We start from the raw sequence: 23339 nt of genomic DNA, 5'->3' as shown, positions 1-23339 counted from the left end.
TGCAATCGAATTCTTACCCATACCTGGGAAGTCGGCTGTCGTAACGTTTCGCAGCCAGTAAAGTTTGATGTCCTCTGCATACATGTGTAACGTCAATGTATTACTGTAGCATCCAGAGTGTTTTAGCATAGCTTTCGCCGCGTGTCTCCTGGTGTCTCGCTTCAGCATGACGCAGGTCGCCTTCCGTTGCGAGAAATGTAACGTACACGTAATCTGTCATAAAAAATGCAACGTTGGAGTGAGTGAATATGCAAGCGCGTGTGAAATGGGTTGAAGGGTTAACGTTCCTGGGCGAGTCTGCTTCCGGGCACCAGGTTTTGATGGATGGCAACTCCGGCGATAAAGCCCCCAGCCCGATGGAAATGGTGCTGATGGCGGCAGGGGGATGCAGCGCGATCGACGTAGTGTCGATCCTGCAAAAAGGCCGTCATGACGTGACCGATTGTGAAGTGAAGCTGACGTCAGAACGTCGCGAAGAGGCGCCACGTCTGTTCACGCATATTAATCTGCACTTTATCGTCACCGGCAAAGAACTGAAGGATGCGGCGGTCTCGCGTGCGGTTGACCTGTCTGCGGAGAAATACTGCTCTGTGGCGCTAATGCTGGAGAAAGCGGTAAACATCACCCATTCGTATGAAGTGATCGAGGCTTAATTTTTGGCGGGTGGCGCTTCGCTTACCCGCCCTACAAAAGCACGCCCGTAGGCCCGGTAAGCGCAGCGCCACCGGGCAAAACAACTCACGCGATTTGCTTTCCTTCCATCAGCCGCTGCACCAGCGGCGTCATGATCAGCTCCATCGCCAGCCCCATTTTTCCGCCCGGTACCACTAACGTATTCATGTGCGAAATAAACGAACCTTGTAGCATCGCCAGCAGCCAGGGGTAATCGATGCCTTCCAGGTTGCGGAAGTGGATCACTACAAAGCTCTCGTCCAGGGAAGGGATGCTTTTTGCGGCGAACGGGTTGGAGGTGTCCACGGTGGGGACGCGCTGGAAGTTAATGTGGGTTCGGGAGAACTGCGGCGTGAGGAAGTTGATGTAATCTTCCATGGAGCGCACCACCGAATCCATTACCGCCTCTCGCGAATGGCCGCGCTCGCTCATGTCACGCGTCAGCTTCTGGATCCACTCAAGGTTAACAATCGGCACCACCCCCACCAGCAAATCCACATGGCGCGCCACGTCGTGCTGAGGCGTCACTACGCCGCCGTGCAATCCTTCGTAAAACAGCACGTCAGTCGGTTCCGGCAGCGGCTGCCAGGGCGTGAACGTGCCGGGGACCTGGTTCCAGGGCACGGCTTCATCGTAGGTGTGGAGATACTTGCGGGACTGCCCGGTGCCGCTCTGCCCGTATTCACGGAAGGTTTGCTCCAGCAGGCCGAAGTCATTGGCCTCCGGGCCAAAATAGCTGATGTGTTTACCCAGATCGCGCGCCTTGCGGATGGCCATATCCATCTCCGGGCGCGTGTAGCGGTGAAAGCTGTCGCCCTCTACCTCTGCCGCCCGTAAGTTAAGCTGGGCGAAAATCTTGCGGAAGGCGAGGCTGGTGGTAGTGGTTCCCGCCCCACTCGAACCCGTAACGGCAATAACCGGATGTCTGGCAGACATAGCAACTCCCTGACTGGAAAAGTGTAAGATCAGCCATGAAACGCGTTGCGGGGCATGATATTCACCGTCTCATGCAGTTCGGACCATACCAACACCACGTCGCCGCTTTTAAGCTGGCGCTTCACATCGTTGACCTTTTGTTCAAGCGAACGTTCATGTTCACCATAATCGGTGCCTTCGCGCAAGACAAAGCTTTCAATCAGATTATCGAGCGTGTCGGGAGAGAGATCCTGCCAGGGAATAATCATTTTTTACCGTCCAGATAGGCCGTTAACCAGTCGGGTATACGCGTCTCAAGCCACATTTTTGGCCGACGCAGCGTGCCGCCAACAAAGCCCACGTGCCCGCCGAACTCGGTGAGCTGATACTCCACGTTATCCGGCAGATAGTCAGGGGCGGGGATCGAGTGATGATCCATAAACGGATCGTCTTTGGCGTGGATAATCAGCGTGGGTTTCGTGATTTGATTCAGTAAAGGCATGGCGCTGCACTGACGGTAATAGTCAATCGCATCGGCAAAGCCGTGAATTTTAGAGGTGATCAAATCATCAAACTCGCGCAGGCGCTTCACGCGTTTGAGCTGTTGCAGCGTCACAGGCAGCGTATCCGGATAGGCCTTAAGTTTACGCGCGGCGTTGGCTTTCAGCAGGTTGAGCAGGTAGCGCTGATAGACCCGCGAAAATCCCTTTTCCATATGATAACTGCACTGCTCCAGCATAAAGGGCGCAGAGACAATCACCGCCGCATCCAGCGGCACCGCGTCGCTCTCCTTCGCCAGCAGGCAGGCCAGCATATTCCCGCCCAGCGAATACCCCACCGCTGCCGTTGGTGCTTCGCCGAAATTGTCTCTTAGCCAGCGCAGGAACCAGGAGCCGTCCTCGGTTTCACCCGAGTGATAAATGCGTTTCTGACGGTTAGGCTCGCCGCTGCATCCGCGAAAATGCATCACCACCCCAAGCCAGCCGCGGGCTTTCGCCGCCTCAATGAGACCGTGTGCGTAAGGGCTGTGCAGGCTGCCTTCCAGGCCGTGAAACACCACCAGACGGGGTTTATGTCTGGCCCGATCCGGATCTTCGCTCCAGGCGAGATCCAAAAAGTCACCGTCCGGCAGGTCAATGCGCTGCCAGTGGGGGTTGAACTGCACCTTGCGGCGGATCAGGCGCGGCAGCATGGTTTGCAGGTGAGGGTTAGCCACACCGCGCATGGGCACGAACTCTGCGCTCTCTTCGGCTGCAATGTCGAAGTCTGAGGGAATGATTTGGGTCATAAGGGCGATGCTGATTCTTGTCAGAAATTAACTATACCTTCCGAATTGTACCCCGTTTAGCCCGTTTTTCCGAAACATGAACTGATCCCGATCACATTTCTTTACCTTGATTATTACTCTCAGGCTAATGATTACGTCCTACGCTTAATTGATGCCTTTCTCACCAGAGCGCACACTTTACTCAACGTTAAGCAAATCAGAATGATGTGCTGAATCAGGAGGTTAATAATGTTATCTGGGCAAACACCCACCCGGCAATGGAACACCCGACGCAGCGAGAAAGCGCGTCGTCTGGCGTCCGTACCGGTGCAGGGCAAGGTACTGCCAACCGGCGATCTTGTCGCCATGCTGGAAAAACTGATCGCACCAGGCGACAAAGTCGTTCTGGAAGGCAACAACCAGAAGCAGGCGGATTTCCTTTCCCGTTCACTGGCCGAAGTGAACCCGCAAATCGTGCACGATCTGCATATGATCATGCCGAGCGTGGGCCGCAGCGAACATCTGGACATCTTTGAGAAAGGCATCGCCCGCAAGCTCGACTTCTCCTTCTCCGGTACGCAAAGCCTGCGTATTTCGCAGCTGCTGGAGGATGGTCAGCTCGAAATCGGGGCGATTCACACCTACATCGAACTCTACTCACGTTTATACGTCGACCTTTCGCCAAACGTGGCGCTGATTGCCGGTTTTAAAGCGGACCGTAAAGGTAACCTCTACACCGGGGCGAGTACCGAAGATACCCCGGCGCTGGTGGAAGCCGCCGCGTTCCACGACGGCATCGTCATCGCACAGGTGAACGAGCTGGTGGACGACGAGTGCGACCTGCCGCGCGTCGATATTCCGGGCTCGTGGATCGATTACGTGGTGGTGGCGGACAAGCCGTTCTTTATTGAGCCGCTCTTCACCCGCGACCCGCGCCTGATTAAACAGGAACACATCCTGATGGCGATGATGGCGATTAAAGGCATCTACGCTGAACACCAGGTGCAGTCCCTGAACCACGGGATTGGCTTTAATACCGCAGCGATCGAACTGCTGCTGCCAACCTACGGCGAACAGCTCGGACTCAAAGGCAAAATCTGTAAACACTGGACTTTGAACCCGCATCCAACGCTGATCCCGGCCATCGAAAGCGGCTGGGTGGAGAGCGTCCACTGCTTCGGCGGCGAGCTGGGGATGGAAGAGTACATCCGCGCCCGTCCGGACGTGTTCTTTACCGGTGCTGACGGCTCCATGCGCTCTAACCGCGCCTTCTGTCAGCTGGCTGGTCAGTACGCGGTCGACATGTTTATCGGTTCCACGCTACAGGTTGATGGTTACGCTAACTCCTCAACCGTGACCCGCGGCCGTCTCTCCGGCTTCGGCGGCGCACCAAACATGGGCCACGATCCGCACGGTCGTCGCCACGCCACTCCGGCCTGGCTGAACATGATCACCGAGCCTGACCCGATGCAGCGCGGTAAAAAGCTGGTTGTGCAGATGGTGGAAACCTTCCAGGCGGGCGTGAAGCCAACCTTCGTGGAGAAACTCGACGCCGTAGACGTGGCGAAAGCCTCCGGCATGCCGCTGGCGCCGGTCATGATTTACGGCGATGACGTCACCCACGTGCTGACGGAAGAGGGGATTGCTTACCTCTACCGGGCGAAAGATCTGGAAGAGCGTCGCGCCATGGTCGCCGCCGTGGCGGGTATCACCGATATCGGTCTGGGCGTTGACGCCAAACGCGTGGCGGAACTGCGCCAGAGCGGCAAGGTTGTGTATCCGGAAGATATGGGCATTCGTCGTACCGATGCCACCCGCTCTCTGCTGGCTGCGGGCAGCGTGGCTGACCTCGTTGAGTGGTCCGGCGGCCTGTATAACCCACCTGCGAAATTCCGGAGCTGGTAATGAAACTTCTGCCCCAGATCCAGGTTGAAGGCGGTGCCGAATGGCTGGCGCGAACCGCCACGCAGTGTCTGATTGACGAAGCACGTTTAAGCCCGAAGCCCGGTCTGGTGGACAGCCGGGGGAACGGCGCGCATCACGATTTATCGCTTGCGCTGATGGAGCGCTCCGCTCACAGCCTGACCCCCACGTTTCAGGCGCTGGCGCAACAGAGCTGGCAGCGTCCGGCGGATATTGCCCTCAGGCAAACCGTTGGCCGCCTGGGTCGTGAAGGCGAACGGCAGATGATGGCCGCTACCGACGGCGTGAACACACACCGTGGCGCGATCTGGGCGCTGGGATTGCTGGTGAGCGCGGTGGCGATGCTGGGCGGCGATGCCCGGGCGCAAACCGTCGCGAACACCGCCGCTCAGCTGGCGAAACTGCCGGATGACGCGGCGCCGAAAGTATTCAGCAAGGGGTTACGCGTCACGCACCGCTACCGTGTACCGGGCGCGCGTGAAGAGGCTCAGCAGGCGTTTCCGCACATCATGCAGCGCGCGCTGCCGCAGCTTCACCTCAGCCGCCTCAACGGCAGCAGCGAAACGCAGGCCAGACTCGACGCGCTGATGGCGATCATGACCTCGCTCACCGACACCTGCGTGCTGTCGCGCGCCGGCATGGAGGGGCTGGATGCCATGCAGAACGGCGCCCGTGCGGTGCTGAACGCGGGAGGATGCGCAACACTTGCGGGGCAGCAGGCGCTGGCGCGGTTAGACCGTCAGATGCTGACGCTTAACGCCTCGCCGGGCGGAGCCGCAGACCTGCTTGCCGCCACGCTGTTTCTTGACCGCGTCGAAACGCCCTATTCAAAGCATTAAGAGGATGTTATGGAAAAAATCACATTGACCGTGCCCGCCAGCCGCGAAGTAAGCGGCAGGGCGCTGGCAGGGGTAGTCGGTTCCGGGGATATGGAGGTGCTTTTCACCGCCGAACCGGGCCAGACCTTAACCATTGATATCACCACCTCCGTCGACAACAGCCGTGGGCGCTGGGAGGCGTTGTTCAATCGCCTGCAAACCGTCAGCAGCCTGCCCGCAGGTAAGCTGACCATCCACGACTTCGGCGCGACGCCGGGCGTGGCACGCATTCGTATCGAACAGGTTTTTGAAGGGGTGAACCATGCGTGATGACAGCAGCTTTATCGAATTAAAAGCGCGCCAGCGTGCGCAGGCGCTGCTCGACGACGGCAGCTACCGCGAACTGCTGGATCCGTTTGAAGGCATTATCTCTCCGTGGCTTGGGCCACAGGGGATTGTTCCTCAGGCCGATGACGGCATGGTAGTCGCGAAAGGGACCATCAACGGCCAGCCTGCAGTGGTGGTGGCGATTGAAGGCACCTTCCAGGGCGGCAGCATGGGCGAAGTGTCCGGTGCCAAAATGGCGGCGGCGCTGGAGCTGGCGGCGGAAGATAACCGCAACGGCATTCCGACTCAGGCGGTACTGTGCCTCGAAACCGGCGGCGTACGTTTGCAGGAAGCCAACCTCGGCCTGGCGGCGATTGCCGATATCCACGCCGCGATCGTTGACCTGCGTCGCTATACCCCGGTTGTCGGGATTGTCGCCGGGACCGTGGGCTGCTTCGGCGGGATGTCTATCGCCGCGGCGCTGTGCAGCTACCTGATTGTAACCCGCGAAGCGCGTCTTGGCCTCAACGGCCCGCAGGTTATTGAGCAGGAAGCGGGCATTGAAGAGTATGACTCCCGCGACCGTCCGTTTATCTGGAGCATGACCGGCGGCGAAGTGCGCTATGAAAGTGGGCTGGTGGACGCGCTGGTGGGCGACGGCGTGAACGCGGTGAAAGCCGCGATGAACGAGGCCATCGCCAAAGGCGTACCGGCGAAACATCGCACCGATAACTATGACGATTACCTGAACCGTCTGACGAATTTCGACACCCGCAAACAGGCCGATGCCGAACAGATTAAAGCGCTTTTTGCCCGGGAGGTGAAATGATGACTAACTCAATTAGCCGTGGCGAACTCTGGCTGGAAACTCTGGCCCCGAACGCGAAACGTCTGGAGGGGTTATGCCCGTCCGTGCAGGCGGCAGACGGCGAGCTGAACGGTGAAACGGTGCGTTTTGTCGCCGTGGTGCCGGACGCCAACAACCACTTCCCGCGCGCGGCGCAAGGGGAAGTGGGGCTGCTGGAGGGCTGGACGCTGGCAAAAGTGGTCAGCGAAACCGTCGCCGCTGACGCCGATAAAGCCGTGAAGCGCCCGATTGTGGCGGTGATCGATGTCCCAAGCCAGGCCTATGGCCGTCGCGAAGAGGCGTTTGGTATCCACCAGGCGCTGGCCGGCGCCGCTGCCGCCTATGCCAATGCGCGGCTGGCGGGGCATCCGGTGATTGGTCTTATCGTCGGTAAGGCCATGTCCGGCGCGTTTCTGGCGCACGGCTACCAGGCCAACCGCCTGATTGCCTTCAACGATAAAGGCGTGCTGATCCATGCCATGGGCAAAGAGTCTGCGGCGCGCATTACGCTGCGTACCGTGGAGGCGCTGGAAAAACTGGCGGCAACCATTCCGCCAATGGCGTACGACATCAGCAACTACGCCACGCTGGGGCTGCTCTCCGACCTGCTGGATATCAGCAACCCGGATGCCCCTTCCGAAAGCGATCTGACGCGGGTGAAAACTACCCTGCAACAGGCCATCAGCGACGCTCGTCAGGACACCACGTTGAAAAACCGTCTGGGTGCTGACAACCGCCGCAGCTCGGCGCTCGTACGTGAACGTATGCGAGCCAGCTGGTAAGTAAAAAGAGACCTGCCAGATGCATTACCCCGTGGGCGCGCCCGTTGCGTCCACGCGGGAACCTGCATCCTGAAAATAATAAACATCGCGCCAGTGCTTAAACTTTTTTACTACAGGTGATTTATGACTTACGTAATTGTTCATGCTCTTGCACCGATTTTCGTCATCATGCTGCTGGGATTCTGGGCCGGTAAAGCAAAGATGGTCGATAACAAAAATGTTTCCCTGCTGAATATCTTCGTTATGGATTTTGCACTCCCTGCCGCGCTGTTCAGCGCCACCGTGCAAACCCCGTGGACCGGCATTGTGGCGCAGTCGCCGCTGATCCTGGTGCTCACCCTGGCGATGTGGATCACCTATGCGGCCATCTACTTCCTCGCCACCAAAGTCTTTAAAAAATCTCCGCAGGATGCGGCCGTACTGACGCTGACCGTCGCCCTGCCAAACTATGCGGCGCTCGGCCTGCCGATTCTGGGCAGCGTGCTGGGTGAAAGTTCTTCTACTTCACTCTCCGTGGCGGTCTCCATCGCCTGTGGTTCGGTGCTGATGACCCCGTTCTGCCTGCTTATTCTGGAGCGTGAAAAAGCGCGCGCCGAGGGCAATAACTCCGGTTCAACGCTTTCCATGCTGCCGGTGCTGATGTGGCGCTCCATTAAAAAACCGATCGTGATGGGCCCGCTGCTGGGTGTGATCCTGTCCGCTATCGGCATCAAAATGCCAGAGCTGGTACTGGCGGCGATTAAACCGCTGGGACTGTCCGCGACCGCTGCGGCGCTGTTCCTGACCGGGGTGATCCTCTCCGCGCGTAAGCTTCAGATCAACACCATGGTGATCACTTCCACTATCGCCAAGCTGCTGATCCAGCCAGCGATTGCCTGGGGTATTGTTTTAATCTTCGGTCTGCACGGCTCCGTGGCGATCACCGCCATCCTGATGATTGCGCTGTCTGCGGGCTTCTTTGGCGTGGTGTTCGGTAACCGCTTTGGCGTGCAGTCGCCGGATGCTGAAGCCGTGCTGCTGTTGAGCTCCATACTGTGTATCCTGTCGCTGCCGCTGTTTATCTCGCTGACTTCAGGAATGTAATCATGACCGCAACATTACGCCCACACGACCTCATCTGGCTTACCGCGCGCGACGCCCTGGAAGGGATTACCGAATCCTGGGCAGACGCGGCCTGGCATACCGGGCTGCCGGTAGTGGTGCGGCGTGATGTTGATAATGAAGGCCGTATTCCCGTTGGCGTGCGCGGATTGCGCCGCGACCAGCGGGCGGCCGGATGGGTGAAGCCTGAGAACGTGTTGCGCGTGGTGTCGCCCGAAGAGTTGAGCGTTGCCGCCGACCTGCTGCGTTCGCCGTTTGTCACTCAGCCGCCGGTTCAGGTGGCGCTTCAGCTTGCGCAGCAGTCGTGGCCGTGGACGTGGGGGATAACCGGCAGTACGGGTTACGCGCTGGCGACCGGCATTCCGGTGATCCACGCCGATAGCGATCTCGATCTGCTGATCCGCGCCCCGCGTACCGTTTCCCCTGAGGCGTTTACTGACTGGCAGGCTCAGCTCAGCCGTGCGTTGTGCCGGGCGGATACGCAGGTGGACACGCCCGAGGGCGGATTCGCGCTGGCAGAATGGTTACGCGACGGCAAAACGCTGCTAAAAACGCAATGTGGACCGCGCCTGGTAGCGGATCCATGGCACAGGGAGGAGTAATGAAAATACTGTTTACCTTTCCGGGGCAGGGCACACAGCACGAAGGTATGCTGCAAAACCTGCCGGGAACGGAGCTGGAGCAGGCCCGTGCTGTGCTGGGGGCGGAAGTCGATACCCTGGACAGCGCATCCTCGTTAACCCACACCCGTGCGGTTCAGCTTTCACTGCTGATTGCCGGCGTGGCCTGGGCGCGCGAGCTGGAACGTCGCGGCGTGTCGCCGGATATTGTCAGCGGTCTGTCCATTGGCGCTTATCCTGCGGCGGTTATCGCAGGCTCGCTGGACTTTACGGATGCGCTGAAGCTGGTGGCGCTGCGCGGTGATTTGATGGAGCAGGCGTATCCGCACGGCTACGGCCTGACGGCGATTATGGGGTTGACCCTGCCGCAGGTGGAAAACCTGATTCAGGGGACTGGAACCTATATCGCTAACCTGAACGCCGAAACGCAGATCGTGATTGCCGGAACCGATGAAGGTATGGCGCAGGTGGCGGAGCGCGCGCTGGCGAAGGGTGCAAGCAAGGCCAAACGGCTGACGGTGAGCGTGCCATCGCACTGCGCGCTGCTGGCGGAACCGGCGAAGAAGCTGGCAGCGGCGTTTGAATCGGTCACGCTTTCCCGTCCCCGCTGCGCGTACCTGAGCGGCAGTACCGGACGCGTGCTCTGGCAGCCGGAGAAAATTGCCGACGATCTGGCAATGAACATGGCGCGAACCGTGCGCTGGCAGGAGGCGGTGATTTCCGCTAACGAGCGTGAAGCGCGGCTGGCGATTGAGATGCCGCCGGGAGGCATATTAACCTGCCTGACGCGGCAGGCGGCGTGGGAAGGCGAATCTATTTCGCTGGAGCGCAGCGGGGTGGACGTGGCGGTGCATCTGGGGGGTCGACTTCGTGCGTGAGTTTTTTTGCCCGGTGGCGGCTGCGCCTTACCGGGCCTACGGGTTCGGTTGTATTATTTTGTAGGCCGGGTAAGACGCAACGCGTCGCCACCCGGCAAGGCCTCAGGCTCCGTCCTGCAAACTTCTGGCGTACATCCGCCCTTCCGCGGCCAATGCCCGCAGGCTCGGATCCTGCTCGCGGTTGCGGGCAAAGACGATCGCAATCAGCTGCTGCATCTGGTACGGCTGTGCCAGCTTCAGTAGCTGCACCGAATTTTCGTACACTTTCTTCATCCTGCCCGGCATCAGCGTAAACCCGACCCCCGCCTGCACCAGGCTCAGCATCGAGAAAATATCGTTTACCCGCGTCACAATCTCCGGCTCGAAACCGGCAATATGAAACGCTTCCTGAAACCCGGCGTAAGTGGCGAACCCTTCCGCGAGGGCGACAAACTTCTGATCTTTATAGTCACGCAGATCGGCGGGACCGCTGGTATTCAGCGTGGCAGAGGCCGGTGCGGCAAGGAAAATATCGTCATGGAACAGGGGCAGCACTTCGAGGCTGTTACGGTCGATATCGCTCTCGGAGATAGAGATTAAAATCGCATCCAGCGAACCCTCATCCAGCATATGGAGCAGGGTTTCGTTCGAGCCCATCGTCAGATCCATCTCCAGATCCGGACGGCGCAGCTTCATGCCCATTATCAGGCGCGGCACGGTTTCCAGCGTCAGCGAGTAAAGCGTACCGACGCGCAACCGTCCCTGGCCGATACCGGCAATCTTGCGCGACTCTTCCAGCCCGCGCTCCATCACCTGCATCACCTCCTGACAATACTCCAGCAGCGTCCACGCGGAGGGGAGGGCAATCAGGTTACGCCCTTTGTGAGCAAAGAGCGGGCAGCGGACGTTCTCTTCGAGGGTATGCAGCGCGCGGTGCACGCTGACACCGCTCAGGCCGAGCGTTTCGGCGGTACGTGCGATATTGCCCTTGTCCATGAACGTCATAAAGATGCTGAGCTTACGGAATGTAATCTCGCTCGTGGTATCGAAGCCCATAACCCTCCCGGCGTGTTAGTCGGCTTGCAGCATCGCTTCCAGCTGTTCCTGCGCGTCCAGCCATGCCATTTCGCACTCTTCGAGACTGGATTTGGTTTTCGCCTGCGTTTGCAGACAGTCCGTCAGCTCCGCTTTGCGGCTCTGATCGTACAGTTCGCTGTCGCCCAGCTTCTCTTCGACGGCGGCAAGCGTGGCGTTAAGCTTTTCCATCTCTTTTTCGAGACGGGTAATCTCTTTACGCAGCGGCTGAGTCTGGGTGCGCAGTTCCGCTTCACGGCGCTTCTGGTCTTTACGCGCCTGGGCGCTGTTGGCGTTGTCTTTCGCTGACTCTTCCGGCTGGTTTTCCTGCTTCTGCACGTCCGTCAGCCACTGCTGGTAATCTTCCAGGTCGCCGTCGAACGGTTCCACTTTGCCGCCGTGAACCAGATAGAGATCGTCGGTGGTGGAGCGGATCAGGTGGCGATCGTGCGAAACGACAACCAGCGCCCCTTCGAACTCGATCAGCGCTTCGGTCAGCGCCTGACGCATGTCGAGATCGAGGTGGTTGGTCGGTTCATCGAGCAGCAGCAGGTTTGGACGCTGCCAGACGATCAGCGCCAGCACCAGACGCGCTTTTTCGCCGCCGGAGAAACGCGCTGTATTTTCAGTCACCTTATCGCCCTGGAAGCCAAAGCCGCCGAGGTAGTCGCGCAGCTTCTGCTCCATCTCCTGCGGCGCCAGGCGCGCCAGGTGCTGGATCGGCGATTCATCGGCGCGTAAAAATTCCAGCTGATGCTGAGCGAAGTAGCCAAGCTTGATGCCCTTCGCCAGCCCGATTTCGCCGCTGACCGGGTTAAGCTCGCCCGCCAGCAGCTTGATCAGCGTCGATTTACCGGCACCGTTACGCCCCAGCAGACCGATGCGTGAACCCGGCACCAGGTTGAGCTTGATAGAGTCGAGAATAATGCGATCGCCATAGCCCGCGCTCACTTTTTCCATCTTCAGCAGCGGGTTCGGCAGGCTCTCCGGCTCGCGGAAGCTGAAGTGGAACGGGTTATCCACGTGCGCGGGGGCGATCATCTCCATGCGTTCCAGCATTTTGACGCGGCTCTGCGCCTGCTTGGCTTTTGACGCCTTGGCCTTGAAGCGATCCACAAAGCTTTGCAGGTGCGCCACGCGCTGCTGCTGGCTTTCATACATCGCCTGCTGCTGGGCGAGGCGCGTCGCGCGCTGGCGCTCGAAAGAGCTGTAGTTGCCGGTGTACTCGAACAGGCTTTGCTGTTCGATATGAATGATTTTATCCACCACCGGGTCGAGGAAGTCGCGGTCGTGGGAGATCAGAATCAGAGTGCCCTGATAGCTCTTGAGCCACTTCTCCAGCCAAATAACCGCATCGAGATCGAGGTGGTTGGTCGGTTCATCGAGCAGCAGGAGGTCAGAGCGGCAGATCAGCGCCTGCGCCAGGTTAAGGCGCATACGCCAGCCACCCGAGAAATCGCTCACCGGGCGTTCAAGCTGTTCGTTGCTGAAGCCCAGGCCGTGCAGCAGGCTGGAGGCGCGGGAGCGAATGGTCCAGGCGTCGATGGCGTCCAGCTTGCCGTGGACGGTGGCGATGGCGTGGCCGTCGTTGCGCTCGTTGGCGGCGTTGAGCTCCGCTTCGAGCTTGCGGTATTCACGGTCGCCGTCGATAACATAGTCGAGCGCCGGTTCGCTCAGCGCGGGGGTCTCCTGGTTTACCCAGGCGAGCTGCCAGTTGCCCGGGAAGGTAAAGTTCCCGCCATCCGCGCTTATCTCGTTTTTCAGCAGTGCCAGCAGGGTGGATTTACCGCAGCCGTTTTTGCCGACCAGCCCCACTTTCTGGCCCGGGTTGATGGTAGCAGTCGCGTTATCCAGCAGGACGCGCACGCCGCGACGAATTTGTAACGAGGAGAAAACAATCATAGAAGCGCCGTATGTTCCGACTATGTTAATTTGTCATTATGATAATGTAAGGTGTGGGCCAATTTCCCCACCGGGCCGCCATGGTAGCCCAAAACGACAACAATACACAAAAACAGAACCGGGAGGGGAGTGATGTCTCAGACAGCGAAAGTGCTGCTGCTGTATGCCCATCCGGAATCACAGGACTCGGTGGCAAACCGGGTGCTGCTTAAGCCGGCCACACAGCTCAGTAACGTAACGGTGCACGATCTCTACGCGCACTATCCCGATTTCTTTATTGATATTCCTTACGAGCAGGAACTGCTGCGTCAGCACGACGTGATTGTGTTCCAGCATCCGCTTTATACCTATAGCTGTCCGGCGCTGCTGAAAGAGTGGCTGGACCGCGTGCTGAGCCGGGGCTTTTCCAGCGGGGTGGGGGGCAACCAGCTGGCGGGAAAGTACTGGCGGAGTGTCATCACCACCGGTGAGCCGGAAAGCGCTTACCGTCACGACGGGCTGAACCGTTACCCCATGAGCGACATTCTGCGGCCGTTTGAGCTGACGGCGGCGATGTGCCGTATGCACTGGATGAGCCCGATTATTATCTACTGGGCACGGCGGCAGGATCCGAAAGCGCTGGCGAGCCATGCCAGGGCCTATGGCGAATGGCTGGCGTCACCGATTCCGGCGGGAGGACGCTAATGGACGGTTCGAATTTACTCCTCGCCGGGGTGCTGTTTTTGTTTGCCGCCGTCGTCGCGGTCCCCCTTGCCGCGCGTCTCGGCATTGGCGCGGTGCTGGGCTATTTGCTGGCGGGGATAGCCATTGGTCCCTGGGGGCTTGGGTTTATCAGCGATGTGGATGAAATTCTCCACTTCTCCGAGCTGGGCGTGGTGTTCCTGATGTTTATCATCGGGCTTGAGCTTAATCCGTCCAAGCTGTGGCAACTGCGGCAATCTATTTTTGGCGTCGGGGCGGCGCAGGTGTTGCTCAGCGCCGCCATTCTGGCGGGCCTGCTGATGCTGACGCAGTTTTCCTGGCAGGCCGCGGTGATTGGCGGGATCGGTCTTGCGATGTCGTCGACGGCGATGGCGCTTCAGCTGATGCGCGACAAAGGGATGAACCGCAACGAGGCGGGGCAACTGGGCTTTTCGGTGCTGCTGTTCCAGGATTTAGCGGTGATCCCGGCGCTGGCGCTGGTGCCGCTGCTGGCAGGCTCCGGAGACGATCATTTCGACTGGATGAAGATCTCCATGAAGGTGCTGGCCTTCGCGGGGATGCTGATCGGCGGACGGTTTTTACTGCGTCCAGTGTTCCGGTTTATTGCGGCATCCGGCGTACGCGAGGTATTCACCGCCGCAACGCTGCTGCTGGTGCTTGGTTCAGCGCTGTTTATGGATGCGCTGGGGCTGTCGATGGCGCTCGGGACGTTTATCGCCGGGGTGCTGCTTGCGGAAAGCGAGTACCGCCACGAGCTGGAGACCGCCATCGATCCGTTTAAGGGGCTGCTGTTAGGGCTGTTCTTTATCTCGGTGGGTATGGCGCTTAATCTTGGCGTGCTCTATACCCATCTGCTGTGGGTTATTGCGAGTGTCGCCGTGCTGGTGGCGGTCAAAACGCTGGTGCTGTATCTCCTCGCGCGGATTTACGGGCTGCGCAGCTCGGAAAGGATGCAGTTTTCCAGCGTGTTAAGTCAGGGCGGAGAGTTTGCGTTTGTGCTGTTTTCCACTGCGTCGTCTCAGAAGCTGTTCAAAGATGACCAGATGGCGCTGCTGCTGGTGACGGTCACGCTGTCGATGATGACCACGCCGCTGCTGATGAAGCTGGTGGACAAACTGCTGTCGCGCCGCCTGAATCCCGCAGACGATGAAGACGAAGCGCCGTGGGTGGAAGATGATAAACCGCAGGTGATCGTCGTGGGCTTTGGCCGCTTCGGACAGGTGATTGGTCGCCTGTTGATGGCAAATAAAATGCGCATTACGGTGCTGGAGCGCGATATCAGCGCCGTCAACCTGATGCGCAAATATGGTTATAAGGTGTACTACGGGGATGCGACGCAGCTTGAGCTGTTGCGCTCGGCGGGCGCAGAGGCTGCGGAGTCCATCGTCATCACCTGTAACGATCCGGAAGACACAATGAAGCTGGTGGAGCTGTGCCAGCAGCATTTCCCGCATCTGCATATTCTGGCGCGTGCGCGCGGACGTGTTGAGGCTCACGAACTTTTGCAGGCGGGTGTGAAACACTTCTCCCGCGAAACCTTCTCCAGCGCGCTGGAGCTGGGGCGCAAGGCGCTGGTTTCGCTGGGTATGCATCCTCACCAGGCGCAACGCGCCCAGATGCATTTCCGCCGGCTGGATATGCGAATGCTGCGTGAACTGATGCCTGTGCACAGCGACACGGCGCAGATCTCCCGCGTGCGGGAAGCGCGTCGCGAACTGGAGGAGATCTTCCAGCGTGAGATGCAACAGGAACGACGCCAGCTCGACGGCTGGGATGAATTTGAATAAAGGGTAACGAAAGATGGCTTTACGTAAACGCTTTATCGCGGGCGCAAAATGCCCGTCCTGCCAGGCGCAAGATACGCTGGCCATGTGGCGGGAGAATAATATCGATATTGTTGAATGTGTTAAGTGCGGTCACCAGATGCGTGAGGCCGACAAAGAAGCCCGCGATCACGTTCGCAAAGAAGAGCAAGTGATCGGCATTTTTCATCCAGACTAGCGATATGCTCTGAGTTTTTTTAAGCTTAAGGGTACACGGGTGCAGAATTCCGCTACAATCTGCGCCAGCAATTTTCCCACGCTCAGGAGATATCATGAAAGTAGCAAAAGACCTGGTGGTCAGCCTGGCCTATCAGGTACGTACAGAAGACGGTGTGTTGGTTGATGAGTCTCCGGTGAGTGCGCCGCTGGACTACCTGCATGGTCACGGTTCCCTGATTTCCGGCCTGGAAACGGCGCTGGAAGGTCATGAAGTTGGCGACAAATTCGACGTTGCTGTCGGCGCGAACGACGCTTACGGTCAGTATGATGACAACCTGGTTCAGCGCGTTCCTAAAGACGTGTTCATGGGCGTTGACGAGTTGCAGGTTGGCATGCGCTTCCTGGCTGAAACTGACCAGGGTCCGGTTCCGGTTGAAATCACAGAAGTTGAAGACGACCACGTTGTGGTTGACGGCAACCACATGCTGGCTGGTCAGAACCTGAAGTTCAACGTAGAAGTTGTTGCTATCCGTGAAGCGACCGAAGAAGAGCTGGCTCATGGCCACGTTCATGGTGCGCACGGTCACGACCATGACCACGATCACGGCCACGACGGCTGCTGCGGTGGTCACGGCCACGATCATGGTCATGATCACGGCCACGGTAAAGGTGGTTGCGGTAACGGCGGCTGCGGCTGCCACTGATTCCGTACTGCGGAAAATAAAAAAGCGGGATAATCCCGCTTTTTTTACGCCTCAATAATGAGGTGGTGGCGTCTCTTCAGCCTGAGAGGCGATGTGCGACGACTGCGTTGCCTTCACTTTTTCAGTGAGAAGTCGCATCAAATCGCGCATTTTTGCCATTTCAAGCTCATGAGCCGTCACGGTCTGGTTCAGTTCTTCGATGGTGATGTCCTGAAAAGCCAGGCGGCTTTCCAGCTCAGCCAGTCTCGCTTCGATCGTTGTATCCTTCATCATTCACCTCGTTTATCTCTCATGCGCCATAATGGACCAGCGGCGGCGAAGTTTATCTGACTTTTTCCTTAAGTACAGTATCCATCTCCCTGACAAGAAACTTATTTAAACAAAAATAGTCTGAAAAGAAGCGACATTCGGGGGAGTCTGTCTGTAGATTTCTTCCACAACGTTTTATAGTACGTCACTCATTTACGTTTAACACTGGGGTGAGAGACCTCAGGTCCTGGAGATATGGATGAAATCACTGTTTAAAGTTACGCTGCTGGCGACCACTATGGCTGTAGCGCTCAATGCGCCGCTGTCTTTCGCTGCTGATACTGCTGCGAAGCCTGCTGCGACTACAGACAGCAAAGCGGCATTCAAGAATGACGACCAGAAATCCGCCTACGCACTTGGCGCGTCTCTGGGCCGTTACATGGAAAACTCTCTGAAAGAACAAGAGAAACTGGGCATCAAACTGGACAAAAACCAGCTGATCGCAGGGGTTCAGGATGCGTTCGCAGACAAGAGCAAACTGTCTGACCAGGAAATCGAGCAGACTCTGCAAGCGTTTGAAGCGCGCGTGAAAGGCGCCGCTCAGACCAAGATGGAAGCAGACGCTAAAGATAACGAAGCGAAAGGCAAAGCCTACCGCGATAAGTTCGCTAAAGAGAAAGGCGTTAAAACGTCTTCTACTGGCCTGATCTATAAAGTTGAGAAAGAAGGTACCGGCGACGCGCCTAAAGACAGCGACACCGTTGTAGTTAACTACAAAGGTACGCTGATCGACGGTAAAGAGTTCGATAACTCTTATACTCGCGGTGAGCCTCTCTCCTTCCGTCTGGACGGTGTGATCCCGGGCTGGACCGAAGGCCTGAAGAACATCAAGAAAGGCGGTAAAATCAAGCTGGTCATCCCACCGGATCTGGCTTACGGCAAAACCGGCGTTCCGGGTATCCCGGCTAACTCTACGCTGGTATTTGATGTAGAACTGCTGGACATCAAACCGGCGCCGAAAGCGGATGCGAAAACAGACGCACCGGCTGACGACAAAGCCGCAGCAGCTAAGAAGTAATGCTGAAAAAAACCGCCGCCTTTACAGGCGGCGGTTTTTTTATTGTGGGGCAGATATAATTAACACTGGAAAGCGTTATACACGCTGTATTAATTTAGTTGTCCGTGTAGATAATGAGCCTGCCCTGAAAACCTAACGACAGGCTCCTGAAAAGGAGTGTTTTTTTCATGTCCAGGTCGCTTTTAACCAACGAAACCAGTGAACTTGATTTGCTGGATCAACGTCCATTTGACCAGACCGACTTCGATATTCTGAAATCCTACGAAGCGGTAGTGGACGGGTTAGCGATGCTCATTGGTTCCCACTGCGAAATCGTATTGCATTCCCTGCAAGATCTTAAGTGTTCCGCTATCCGCATTGCGAATGGTGAGCACACTGGCCGTAAAATTGGTTCGCCAATCACCGACCTTGCATTGCGTATGTTGCATGACATGACCGGCGCGGACAGCAGCGTCTCAAAATGCTATTTCACCCGCGCCAAAAGCGGCGTGCTGATGAAATCAGAAACTATCGCGATTCGAAACCGCGAACACCGGGTGATCGGTCTGCTGTGCATCAACATGAACCTTGATGTGCCATTCTCGCAAATCATGAGCACTTTCATTCCGCCAGAAACGCCGGACGTGGGCTCATCGGTGAACTTTGCCTCTTCTGTTGAGGATCTCGTGACACAGACGCTGGAGTTCACCATTGAAGAGGTGAATGCCGATCGCAACGTATCCAACAACGCCAAGAATCGTCAGATCGTCCTGAACCTCTATGAGAAAGGGATTTTTGATATCAAAGATGCCATCAACCAGGTGGCCGATCGCCTGAATATCTCCAAACACACGGTTTACCTCTATATTCGCCAGTTCAAAAGCGGCGACTTCCTGGGGCAAGACAAGTAATGCGTTTTGCGTTAATGGTGACGGGCCCGGCGTACGGTACCCAGCAGGCCAGCAGCGCGCTACAGTTTGCCCATGCGCTGCTTGATGCCGGTCATGAACTGGCAAGCGTCTTCTTCTATCGTGAAGGGGTCTATAACGCGAACCAGTTTACGTCCCCGGCGAGCGATGAGTTTGACCTTGTGCGCGCCTGGCAAAAATTAAACGAAACGCAGGGCGTCGACCTGCATATCTGCGTCGCGGCGGCACTGCGTCGCGGCGTGACGGATGCGACTGAAGCCGAACGCCTTGGTCTGGCAGGGGCTAACCTGCAACCGGGCTTTTCGCTCAGCGGATTAGGCGCATTAGCACAGGCGGCGTTGACCTGCGACAGAGTGGTGCAATTTTGATGAAGCGCGTAGCGTTTGTTTTTACTTCTGCCCCGCATGGCAGCGCTTCAGGCCGGGAAGGGCTGGATGCATTGCTCGCGACCTCGGCTTTAACCGAAGATATTGGCGTCTTCTTTTTAGGCGATGGCGTATTCCAGCTTCTGGCAGGCCAACAACCGCAGGCCATTCTTGCGCGCGACTACATTGCGACCTTTAAAGTTCTGCCGCTCTATGACATTGAAACCTTCTATGTGTGCGCCGACTCGCTGGCCGCTCGTGGGTTAAATGAGAAAATACCGTTCGTGCTGGACGTGACGATCCTGACATCTTCTGCGCTGCGCGAACAACTTTCTCACTACGATACCGTTCTGACTTTCTGAGGCTATCATGCTCCATACCCTGAGCCGTTCACCGTGGCAATGCGATATCGACACGTTACTGAGCATGCTGCGCGAAGGCGATGATCTGCTGCTGATTCAGGATGGCGTGCTCGCGGCGCTTGATGGCAGCCGTTTTGTTGAAATCCTCGCTAATGCCCCCATAACAGTCTCTGCGCTTAAAGAGGATCTGGATGCGCGGGGTCTTTCTGGTCAAATTTCAGCCAAAATTGACGTGGTTGGCTATACTGATTTCGTCAATCTTACTGTGACGCACGCCAGTCAAATGAACTGGTGATTTGAGATCGCTGTATATTTCTTGACACCTTTTCGACGTAGCCCTAAAATTTCGCGTCCTCATATTGTATGAGGTCGTTTTATTACGTGTTTACGAAGCAAAAGCTAAAACCAGGAGCTATTTAATGGCAACAGTTAACCAGCTGGTACGCAAACCACGTGCACGCAAAGTTGCAAAAAGCAACGTGCCTGCGCTGGAAGCCTGCCCGCAGAAACGTGGCGTATGTACTCGTGTATATACCACCACTCCTAAAAAACCAAACTCCGCACTGCGTAAAGTATGCCGTGTGCGTTTGACTAACGGTTTCGAAGTGACTTCCTACATCGGTGGTGAAGGTCACAACCTTCAGGAGCACTCCGTGATCCTGATCCGTGGCGGTCGTGTTAAAGACCTTCCGGGTGTTCGTTACCACACCGTTCGTGGTGCGCTGGACTGCTCAGGTGTTAAAGACCGTAAGCAGGCTCGCTCCAAGTACGGCGTGAAGCGTCCTAAGGCTTAATGGTTCTCCGTTAAGTAAGGCCAAACTGATTTATCTTAATGTCAAACTAAACTCGTAGAGTTTTGGACAATCCTGAATTAACAACGGAGTAATCCCATGCCACGTCGTCGCGTCATTGGTCAGCGTAAAATTCTTCCAGATCCGAAATTCGGATCAGAACTGCTGGCAAAATTTGTAAATATCCTGATGGTAGATGGTAAAAAATCTACTGCAGAAGCAATCGTATACAGCGCGCTGGAGACCCTGGCTCAGCGTTCTGGTAAAAATGAACTGGAAGCTTTCGAAGTCGCTCTCGACAACGTGCGCCCGACTGTAGAAGTTAAGTCTCGCCGCGTTGGTGGTTCTACTTATCAGGTTCCAGTTGAAGTTCGTCCGGTTCGTCGTAATGCTCTGGCAATGCGTTGGATCGTTGAAGCTGCTCGTAAACGCGGTGATAAATCCATGGCTCTGCGTCTGGCGAACGAACTTTCTGATGCTGCAGAAAACAAAGGTACTGCAGTTAAGAAACGTGAAGACGTTCACCGTATGGCAGAAGCCAACAAGGCGTTCGCACACTACCGTTGGTAATCCCTTCGGAGTCGTAGTCACCAGGCGGGCGCTTCAGAGAAGCCGCCCGCTCTGGGTAACTTAACTGAACGCCTAAAGATATAAACGAGGAATCAAATGGCTCGTACAACACCCATCGCACGCTACCGTAACATCGGTATCAGTGCGCACATCGACGCCGGTAAAACCACTACTACCGAACGTATTCTGTTCTACACCGGTGTAAACCATAAAATCGGTGAAGTTCATGACGGCGCAGCCACCATGGACTGGATGGAACAGGAGCAGGAGCGTGGTATTACTATCACCTCCGCAGCGACTACTGCTTTCTGGTCAGGTATGGCTAAGCAGTACGAACCGCATCGCGTAAACATCATCGACACCCCAGGGCACGTTGACTTCACCATCGAAGTAGAACGTTCCATGCGTGTTCTTGACGGCGCGGTAATGGTTTATTGCGCAGTTGGTGGTGTTCAGCCACAGTCTGAAACCGTATGGCGTCAGGCTAACAAATATAAAGTTCCACGCATCGCGTTCGTTAACAAAATGGACCGTATGGGTGCTAACTTCCTGAAAGTTGTTGGCCAGATCAAAACCCGTCTGGGCGCGAACCCTGTTCCGCTTCAGCTGGCAATTGGTGCTGAAGAAGGCTTCACCGGTGTTATCGACCTGGTGAAAATGAAAGCCATCAACTGGAACGAAGCAGATGCGGGCGTTACCTTCGAATACGAAGATATCCCGGCAGAGATGCAGGACCTGGCTGACGAATGGCACCAGAACCTGATCGAATCCGCAGCAGAAGCTTCTGAAGAGCTGATGGAGAAATACCTGGGTGGTGAAGAACTGACTGAGCAAGAGATCAAATCTGCTCTGCGTCAGCGTGTTCTGAACAACGAAATCATCCTGGTAACCTGTGGTTCTGCGTTCAAGAACAAAGGTGTTCAGGCAATGCTGGATGCGGTAGTTGACTACCTGCCATCCCCGGTTGACGTTCCTGCGATCAACGGCATCCTGGACGACGGTAAAGATACTCCGGCTGAGCGTCACGCAAGTGATGACGAGCCGTTCTCTGCGCTGGCGTTCAAAATTGCTACCGACCCATTCGTGGGTAACCTGACCTTCTTCCGCGTTTACTCTGGTGTGGTTAACTCCGGTGACACCATCCTGAACTCCGTGAAATCGGCGCGTGAACGTTTTGGCCGTATCGTACAGATGCACGCTAACAAACGTGAAGAGATCAAAGAAGTTCGTGCGGGCGACATCGCTGCTGCTATCGGTCTGAAAGACGTGACTACTGGTGACACCCTGTGTGACCCGGATCACCCGATCATTCTGGAGCGTATGGAATTCCCTGAGCCGGTAATCTCCATCGCGGTTGAACCAAAAACCAAAGCTGACCAGGAAAAAATGGGTCTGGCTCTGGGCCGTCTGGCGAAAGAAGACCCATCATTCCGCGTATGGACTGATGAAGAATCTAACCAGACCATCATCGCTGGTATGGGTGAACTGCACCTGGACATCATCGTTGACCGTATGAAGCGTGAATTCAACGTTGAAGCGAACGTGGGTAAACCTCAGGTTGCTTACCGCGAAGCGATTCGCGCGAAAGTTACCGATGTTGAAGGTAAACACGCTAAGCAGTCTGGTGGTCGCGGTCAGTACGGTCACGTTGTGATCGACATGTACCCACTGGAGCCGGGCTCTAACCCTAAAGGTTACGAGTTCATCAACGACATCAAAGGTGGTGTAATTCCTGGCGAATACATCCCTGCCGTTGATAAAGGTATCCAGGAGCAGCTGAAAGCTGGTCCTCTGGCTGGTTACCCGGTTGTAGACATGGGTGTTCGTCTGCACTTCGGTTCTTACCACGACGTTGACTCCTCTGAACTGGCGTTTAAACTGGCTGCGTCTATTGCCTTTAAAGAAGGCTTTAAGAAAGCAAAACCAGTTCTGCTTGAGCCAATCATGAAGGTGGAAGTAGAAACTCCGGAAGAGAACACCGGTGACGTTATCGGTGACTTGAGCCGTCGTCGCGGTATGCTGCGTGGTCAGGAATCCGAAGTAACTGGCGTTAAGATCCACGCTGAAGTTCCGCTGTCTGAAATGTTCGGATATGCAACTCAGCTGCGTTCTCTGACCAAAGGTCGTGCATCATACACTATGGAATTCCTGAAGTATGATGATGCGCCGAACAACGTTGCTCAGGCCGTTATCGAAGCCCGTGGTAAGTAATCCACAGGATTAAAACCTAAGTCCCGTGCTCTCTCCGAAGGGGAGAGCACTATAGTAAGGAATATAGCCGTGTCTAAAGAAAAATTTGAACGTACAAAACCGCACGTCAACGTTGGTACTATCGGCCACGTTGACCATGGTAAAACTACCCTGACTGCTGCAATCACTACCGTACTGGCTAAAACCTACGGCGGTGCTGCTCGTGCTTTCGACCAGATCGATAACGCACCAGAAGAAAAAGCTCGTGGTATCACCATCAACACCTCTCACGTTGAGTATGACACCCCGACTCGCCACTACGCACACGTAGAC

Annotated in this window: 28 protein-coding genes; 22 read left to right on the top strand and 6 right to left on the bottom strand. The window is 56.5% G+C overall.

Annotated elements, in window-relative coordinates; genetic code table 11:
- Positions 1–248 precede the first annotated feature (248 nt).
- Positions 249–653 (top strand): OsmC family protein, encoded by a 405-nt coding sequence (locus tag ACNQ0T_RS20820; RefSeq protein WP_022649609.1) that lies wholly within the window; start codon positions 249–251, stop codon positions 651–653.
- Between the two features lie 85 nt (positions 654–738).
- Here the strand turns inward: ACNQ0T_RS20820 and ACNQ0T_RS20815 are convergent, their stop codons facing one another.
- From ACNQ0T_RS20815 to ACNQ0T_RS20805, 3 genes are read right to left on the bottom strand one after another with little or no spacing between them, the layout of a single operon-like run.
- Positions 739–1608, bottom strand: coding sequence for a phosphoribulokinase (locus ACNQ0T_RS20815; RefSeq protein ID WP_003861663.1), 870 nt, complete (start codon positions 1606–1608; stop codon positions 739–741).
- A gap of 29 nt (positions 1609–1637) precedes the next feature.
- On the bottom strand, positions 1638–1856 hold the full coding sequence (locus ACNQ0T_RS20810; protein WP_014171926.1) for a YheU family protein: 219 nt from the start codon (positions 1854–1856) through the stop codon (positions 1638–1640).
- The gene (locus ACNQ0T_RS20805) at positions 1853–2875 is read right to left on the bottom strand and encodes a hydrolase (protein WP_048966613.1); all 1023 of its coding nucleotides are present in this window, start codon (positions 2873–2875) and stop codon (positions 1853–1855) included. The genes ACNQ0T_RS20810 and ACNQ0T_RS20805 overlap by 4 nt, the downstream gene beginning before the upstream one ends.
- A gap of 228 nt (positions 2876–3103) precedes the next feature.
- Here ACNQ0T_RS20805 and mdcA point away from each other — a divergent pair, with 228 nt between their 5' ends.
- The 8 genes from mdcA to mdcH all read left to right on the top strand — a co-directional run bounded on the left by mdcA (position 3104) and on the right by mdcH (position 10150).
- Positions 3104–4759 (top strand): malonate decarboxylase subunit alpha, encoded by a 1656-nt coding sequence (gene mdcA, locus ACNQ0T_RS20800; protein ID WP_023298766.1) that lies wholly within the window; start codon positions 3104–3106, stop codon positions 4757–4759.
- On the top strand, positions 4759–5616 hold the full coding sequence (locus ACNQ0T_RS20795; protein ID WP_022649605.1) for a triphosphoribosyl-dephospho-CoA synthase: 858 nt from the start codon (positions 4759–4761) through the stop codon (positions 5614–5616). The genes mdcA and ACNQ0T_RS20795 overlap by 1 nt, the downstream gene beginning before the upstream one ends.
- Positions 5617–5625: 9 nt before the next feature.
- Positions 5626–5925 (top strand): malonate decarboxylase acyl carrier protein, encoded by a 300-nt coding sequence (mdcC, locus tag ACNQ0T_RS20790; protein ID WP_000411786.1) that lies wholly within the window; start codon positions 5626–5628, stop codon positions 5923–5925.
- Positions 5918–6751, top strand: a complete 834-nt coding sequence (locus ACNQ0T_RS20785; protein WP_003861672.1) for a biotin-independent malonate decarboxylase subunit beta — start codon at positions 5918–5920, stop codon at positions 6749–6751. Before mdcC ends, ACNQ0T_RS20785 begins: the two co-directional genes overlap by 8 nt.
- Positions 6751–7551 carry a biotin-independent malonate decarboxylase subunit gamma gene (gene mdcE, locus ACNQ0T_RS20780; RefSeq protein WP_003861675.1) on the top strand — a complete coding sequence of 267 codons (801 nt, stop codon included), beginning with the start codon at positions 6751–6753 and terminating at the stop codon, positions 7549–7551. Before ACNQ0T_RS20785 ends, mdcE begins: the two co-directional genes overlap by 1 nt.
- Positions 7552–7674: 123 nt before the next feature.
- Entirely contained in the window at positions 7675–8634 is a 960-nt protein-coding gene (locus ACNQ0T_RS20775) for an AEC family transporter (RefSeq protein ID WP_023307100.1), read from the top strand.
- A gap of 2 nt (positions 8635–8636) precedes the next feature.
- Positions 8637–9254 carry a malonate decarboxylase holo-ACP synthase gene (locus ACNQ0T_RS20770; RefSeq protein WP_063149302.1) on the top strand — a complete coding sequence of 206 codons (618 nt, stop codon included), beginning with the start codon at positions 8637–8639 and terminating at the stop codon, positions 9252–9254.
- Entirely contained in the window at positions 9254–10150 is an 897-nt protein-coding gene (gene mdcH, locus ACNQ0T_RS20765; RefSeq protein WP_417930359.1) for a malonate decarboxylase subunit epsilon, read from the top strand. The genes ACNQ0T_RS20770 and mdcH overlap by 1 nt, the downstream gene beginning before the upstream one ends.
- A gap of 102 nt (positions 10151–10252) precedes the next feature.
- Here mdcH and ACNQ0T_RS20760 read toward each other — a convergent pair whose 3' ends face one another.
- Positions 10253–11185 carry a LysR substrate-binding domain-containing protein gene (locus tag ACNQ0T_RS20760; protein WP_022649599.1) on the bottom strand — a complete coding sequence of 311 codons (933 nt, stop codon included), beginning with the start codon at positions 11183–11185 and terminating at the stop codon, positions 10253–10255.
- A 15-nt stretch (positions 11186–11200) separates the two neighbouring features.
- Positions 11201–13105, bottom strand: a complete 1905-nt coding sequence (locus ACNQ0T_RS20755) for an ABC transporter ATP-binding protein (protein ID WP_023298762.1) — start codon at positions 13103–13105, stop codon at positions 11201–11203.
- A 132-nt stretch (positions 13106–13237) separates the two neighbouring features.
- Between ACNQ0T_RS20755 and kefG the strand changes: the two genes are divergently transcribed.
- From kefG to slyD, 4 genes are all read left to right on the top strand, one after another.
- On the top strand, positions 13238–13789 hold the full coding sequence (gene kefG / locus ACNQ0T_RS20750; RefSeq protein ID WP_003861686.1) for a glutathione-regulated potassium-efflux system ancillary protein KefG: 552 nt from the start codon (positions 13238–13240) through the stop codon (positions 13787–13789).
- A complete protein-coding gene (gene kefB, locus ACNQ0T_RS20745; RefSeq protein ID WP_003861688.1) occupies positions 13789–15594 on the top strand; it encodes a glutathione-regulated potassium-efflux system protein KefB in 1806 nt (601 codons plus the stop codon). Before kefG ends, kefB begins: the two co-directional genes overlap by 1 nt.
- Positions 15595–15607: 13 nt before the next feature.
- Entirely contained in the window at positions 15608–15808 is a 201-nt protein-coding gene (locus tag ACNQ0T_RS20740) for a YheV family putative zinc ribbon protein (RefSeq protein ID WP_022649597.1), read from the top strand.
- A 94-nt stretch (positions 15809–15902) separates the two neighbouring features.
- Positions 15903–16493 carry a peptidylprolyl isomerase gene (slyD, locus tag ACNQ0T_RS20735; RefSeq protein WP_003861691.1) on the top strand — a complete coding sequence of 197 codons (591 nt, stop codon included), beginning with the start codon at positions 15903–15905 and terminating at the stop codon, positions 16491–16493.
- 51 nt (positions 16494–16544) lie between these two features.
- Here the strand turns inward: slyD and ACNQ0T_RS20730 are convergent, their stop codons facing one another.
- Positions 16545–16763 (bottom strand): protein SlyX, encoded by a 219-nt coding sequence (locus ACNQ0T_RS20730; RefSeq protein WP_023298761.1) that lies wholly within the window; start codon positions 16761–16763, stop codon positions 16545–16547.
- Between the two features lie 238 nt (positions 16764–17001).
- Between ACNQ0T_RS20730 and fkpA the strand changes: the two genes are divergently transcribed.
- The 9 genes from fkpA to ACNQ0T_RS20685 all read left to right on the top strand — a co-directional run.
- Positions 17002–17820 (top strand): FKBP-type peptidyl-prolyl cis-trans isomerase, encoded by an 819-nt coding sequence (gene fkpA / locus ACNQ0T_RS20725; protein WP_003861695.1) that lies wholly within the window; start codon positions 17002–17004, stop codon positions 17818–17820.
- 167 nt (positions 17821–17987) lie between these two features.
- On the top strand, positions 17988–18710 hold the full coding sequence (locus ACNQ0T_RS20720) for a helix-turn-helix transcriptional regulator (protein ID WP_003861697.1): 723 nt from the start codon (positions 17988–17990) through the stop codon (positions 18708–18710).
- Positions 18710–19096: a sulfurtransferase complex subunit TusD gene (gene tusD, locus ACNQ0T_RS20715; protein ID WP_003861699.1), complete on the top strand. Its 387-nt coding sequence runs from the start codon at positions 18710–18712 to the stop codon at positions 19094–19096. The genes ACNQ0T_RS20720 and tusD overlap by 1 nt, the downstream gene beginning before the upstream one ends.
- Positions 19096–19455 carry a sulfurtransferase complex subunit TusC gene (gene tusC / locus ACNQ0T_RS20710; RefSeq protein ID WP_023298759.1) on the top strand — a complete coding sequence of 120 codons (360 nt, stop codon included), beginning with the start codon at positions 19096–19098 and terminating at the stop codon, positions 19453–19455. Before tusD ends, tusC begins: the two co-directional genes overlap by 1 nt.
- Positions 19456–19462: 7 nt before the next feature.
- The gene (gene tusB, locus ACNQ0T_RS20705) at positions 19463–19750 is read left to right on the top strand and encodes a sulfurtransferase complex subunit TusB (RefSeq protein WP_022649592.1); all 288 of its coding nucleotides are present in this window, start codon (positions 19463–19465) and stop codon (positions 19748–19750) included.
- 124 nt (positions 19751–19874) lie between these two features.
- Positions 19875–20249 (top strand): 30S ribosomal protein S12, encoded by a 375-nt coding sequence (gene rpsL, locus ACNQ0T_RS20700; protein ID WP_000246815.1) that lies wholly within the window; start codon positions 19875–19877, stop codon positions 20247–20249.
- A gap of 96 nt (positions 20250–20345) precedes the next feature.
- Positions 20346–20816, top strand: coding sequence for a 30S ribosomal protein S7 (rpsG, locus tag ACNQ0T_RS20695; protein ID WP_003861706.1), 471 nt, complete (start codon positions 20346–20348; stop codon positions 20814–20816).
- 96 nt (positions 20817–20912) lie between these two features.
- Complete coding sequence (fusA, locus tag ACNQ0T_RS20690) at positions 20913–23027, top strand: elongation factor G (protein ID WP_022649591.1); 2115 nt, start codon at positions 20913–20915, stop codon at positions 23025–23027.
- Between the two features lie 69 nt (positions 23028–23096).
- A partial coding sequence (locus ACNQ0T_RS20685; RefSeq protein WP_000031670.1) for a GTP-binding protein occupies positions 23097–23339 on the top strand: 243 nt, incomplete at its 3' end.

Origin of the sequence: Enterobacter cloacae complex sp.6700776, from assembly GCF_048284255.1 — a bacterium.
Classification (GTDB): domain Bacteria; phylum Pseudomonadota; class Gammaproteobacteria; order Enterobacterales; family Enterobacteriaceae; genus Enterobacter; species Enterobacter intestinihominis.
Note: the sequence above shows the minus strand (reverse complement) of the source record. Positions and strands in the feature narration are given on the sequence as shown.

What these genes read in the sequence shown, in the direction of transcription:
- ACNQ0T_RS20820 (WP_022649609.1), top strand. Translation starts at nt 249, where the DNA reads ATGCAAGCGCGTGTGAAATGGGTTGAAGGGTTAACGTTCCTGGGCGAG.
- ACNQ0T_RS20815 (WP_003861663.1), bottom strand. Translation starts at nt 1,608, where the DNA reads ATGTCTGCCAGACATCCGGTTATTGCCGTTACGGGTTCGAGTGGGGCG.
- ACNQ0T_RS20810 (WP_014171926.1), bottom strand. Translation starts at nt 1,856, where the DNA reads ATGATTATTCCCTGGCAGGATCTCTCTCCCGACACGCTCGATAATCTG.
- ACNQ0T_RS20805 (WP_048966613.1), bottom strand. Translation starts at nt 2,875, where the DNA reads ATGACCCAAATCATTCCCTCAGACTTCGACATTGCAGCCGAAGAGAGC.
- mdcA (WP_023298766.1), top strand. Translation starts at nt 3,104, where the DNA reads ATGTTATCTGGGCAAACACCCACCCGGCAATGGAACACCCGACGCAGC.
- ACNQ0T_RS20795 (WP_022649605.1), top strand. Translation starts at nt 4,759, where the DNA reads ATGAAACTTCTGCCCCAGATCCAGGTTGAAGGCGGTGCCGAATGGCTG.
- mdcC (WP_000411786.1), top strand. Translation starts at nt 5,626, where the DNA reads ATGGAAAAAATCACATTGACCGTGCCCGCCAGCCGCGAAGTAAGCGGC.
- ACNQ0T_RS20785 (WP_003861672.1), top strand. Translation starts at nt 5,918, where the DNA reads ATGCGTGATGACAGCAGCTTTATCGAATTAAAAGCGCGCCAGCGTGCG.
- mdcE (WP_003861675.1), top strand. Translation starts at nt 6,751, where the DNA reads ATGACTAACTCAATTAGCCGTGGCGAACTCTGGCTGGAAACTCTGGCC.
- ACNQ0T_RS20775 (WP_023307100.1), top strand. Translation starts at nt 7,675, where the DNA reads ATGACTTACGTAATTGTTCATGCTCTTGCACCGATTTTCGTCATCATG.
- ACNQ0T_RS20770 (WP_063149302.1), top strand. Translation starts at nt 8,637, where the DNA reads ATGACCGCAACATTACGCCCACACGACCTCATCTGGCTTACCGCGCGC.
- mdcH (WP_417930359.1), top strand. Translation starts at nt 9,254, where the DNA reads ATGAAAATACTGTTTACCTTTCCGGGGCAGGGCACACAGCACGAAGGT.
- ACNQ0T_RS20760 (WP_022649599.1), bottom strand. Translation starts at nt 11,185, where the DNA reads ATGGGCTTCGATACCACGAGCGAGATTACATTCCGTAAGCTCAGCATC.
- ACNQ0T_RS20755 (WP_023298762.1), bottom strand. Translation starts at nt 13,105, where the DNA reads ATGATTGTTTTCTCCTCGTTACAAATTCGTCGCGGCGTGCGCGTCCTG.
- kefG (WP_003861686.1), top strand. Translation starts at nt 13,238, where the DNA reads ATGTCTCAGACAGCGAAAGTGCTGCTGCTGTATGCCCATCCGGAATCA.
- kefB (WP_003861688.1), top strand. Translation starts at nt 13,789, where the DNA reads ATGGACGGTTCGAATTTACTCCTCGCCGGGGTGCTGTTTTTGTTTGCC.
- ACNQ0T_RS20740 (WP_022649597.1), top strand. Translation starts at nt 15,608, where the DNA reads ATGGCTTTACGTAAACGCTTTATCGCGGGCGCAAAATGCCCGTCCTGC.
- slyD (WP_003861691.1), top strand. Translation starts at nt 15,903, where the DNA reads ATGAAAGTAGCAAAAGACCTGGTGGTCAGCCTGGCCTATCAGGTACGT.
- ACNQ0T_RS20730 (WP_023298761.1), bottom strand. Translation starts at nt 16,763, where the DNA reads ATGAAGGATACAACGATCGAAGCGAGACTGGCTGAGCTGGAAAGCCGC.
- fkpA (WP_003861695.1), top strand. Translation starts at nt 17,002, where the DNA reads ATGAAATCACTGTTTAAAGTTACGCTGCTGGCGACCACTATGGCTGTA.
- ACNQ0T_RS20720 (WP_003861697.1), top strand. Translation starts at nt 17,988, where the DNA reads ATGTCCAGGTCGCTTTTAACCAACGAAACCAGTGAACTTGATTTGCTG.
- tusD (WP_003861699.1), top strand. Translation starts at nt 18,710, where the DNA reads ATGCGTTTTGCGTTAATGGTGACGGGCCCGGCGTACGGTACCCAGCAG.
- tusC (WP_023298759.1), top strand. Translation starts at nt 19,096, where the DNA reads ATGAAGCGCGTAGCGTTTGTTTTTACTTCTGCCCCGCATGGCAGCGCT.
- tusB (WP_022649592.1), top strand. Translation starts at nt 19,463, where the DNA reads ATGCTCCATACCCTGAGCCGTTCACCGTGGCAATGCGATATCGACACG.
- rpsL (WP_000246815.1), top strand. Translation starts at nt 19,875, where the DNA reads ATGGCAACAGTTAACCAGCTGGTACGCAAACCACGTGCACGCAAAGTT.
- rpsG (WP_003861706.1), top strand. Translation starts at nt 20,346, where the DNA reads ATGCCACGTCGTCGCGTCATTGGTCAGCGTAAAATTCTTCCAGATCCG.
- fusA (WP_022649591.1), top strand. Translation starts at nt 20,913, where the DNA reads ATGGCTCGTACAACACCCATCGCACGCTACCGTAACATCGGTATCAGT.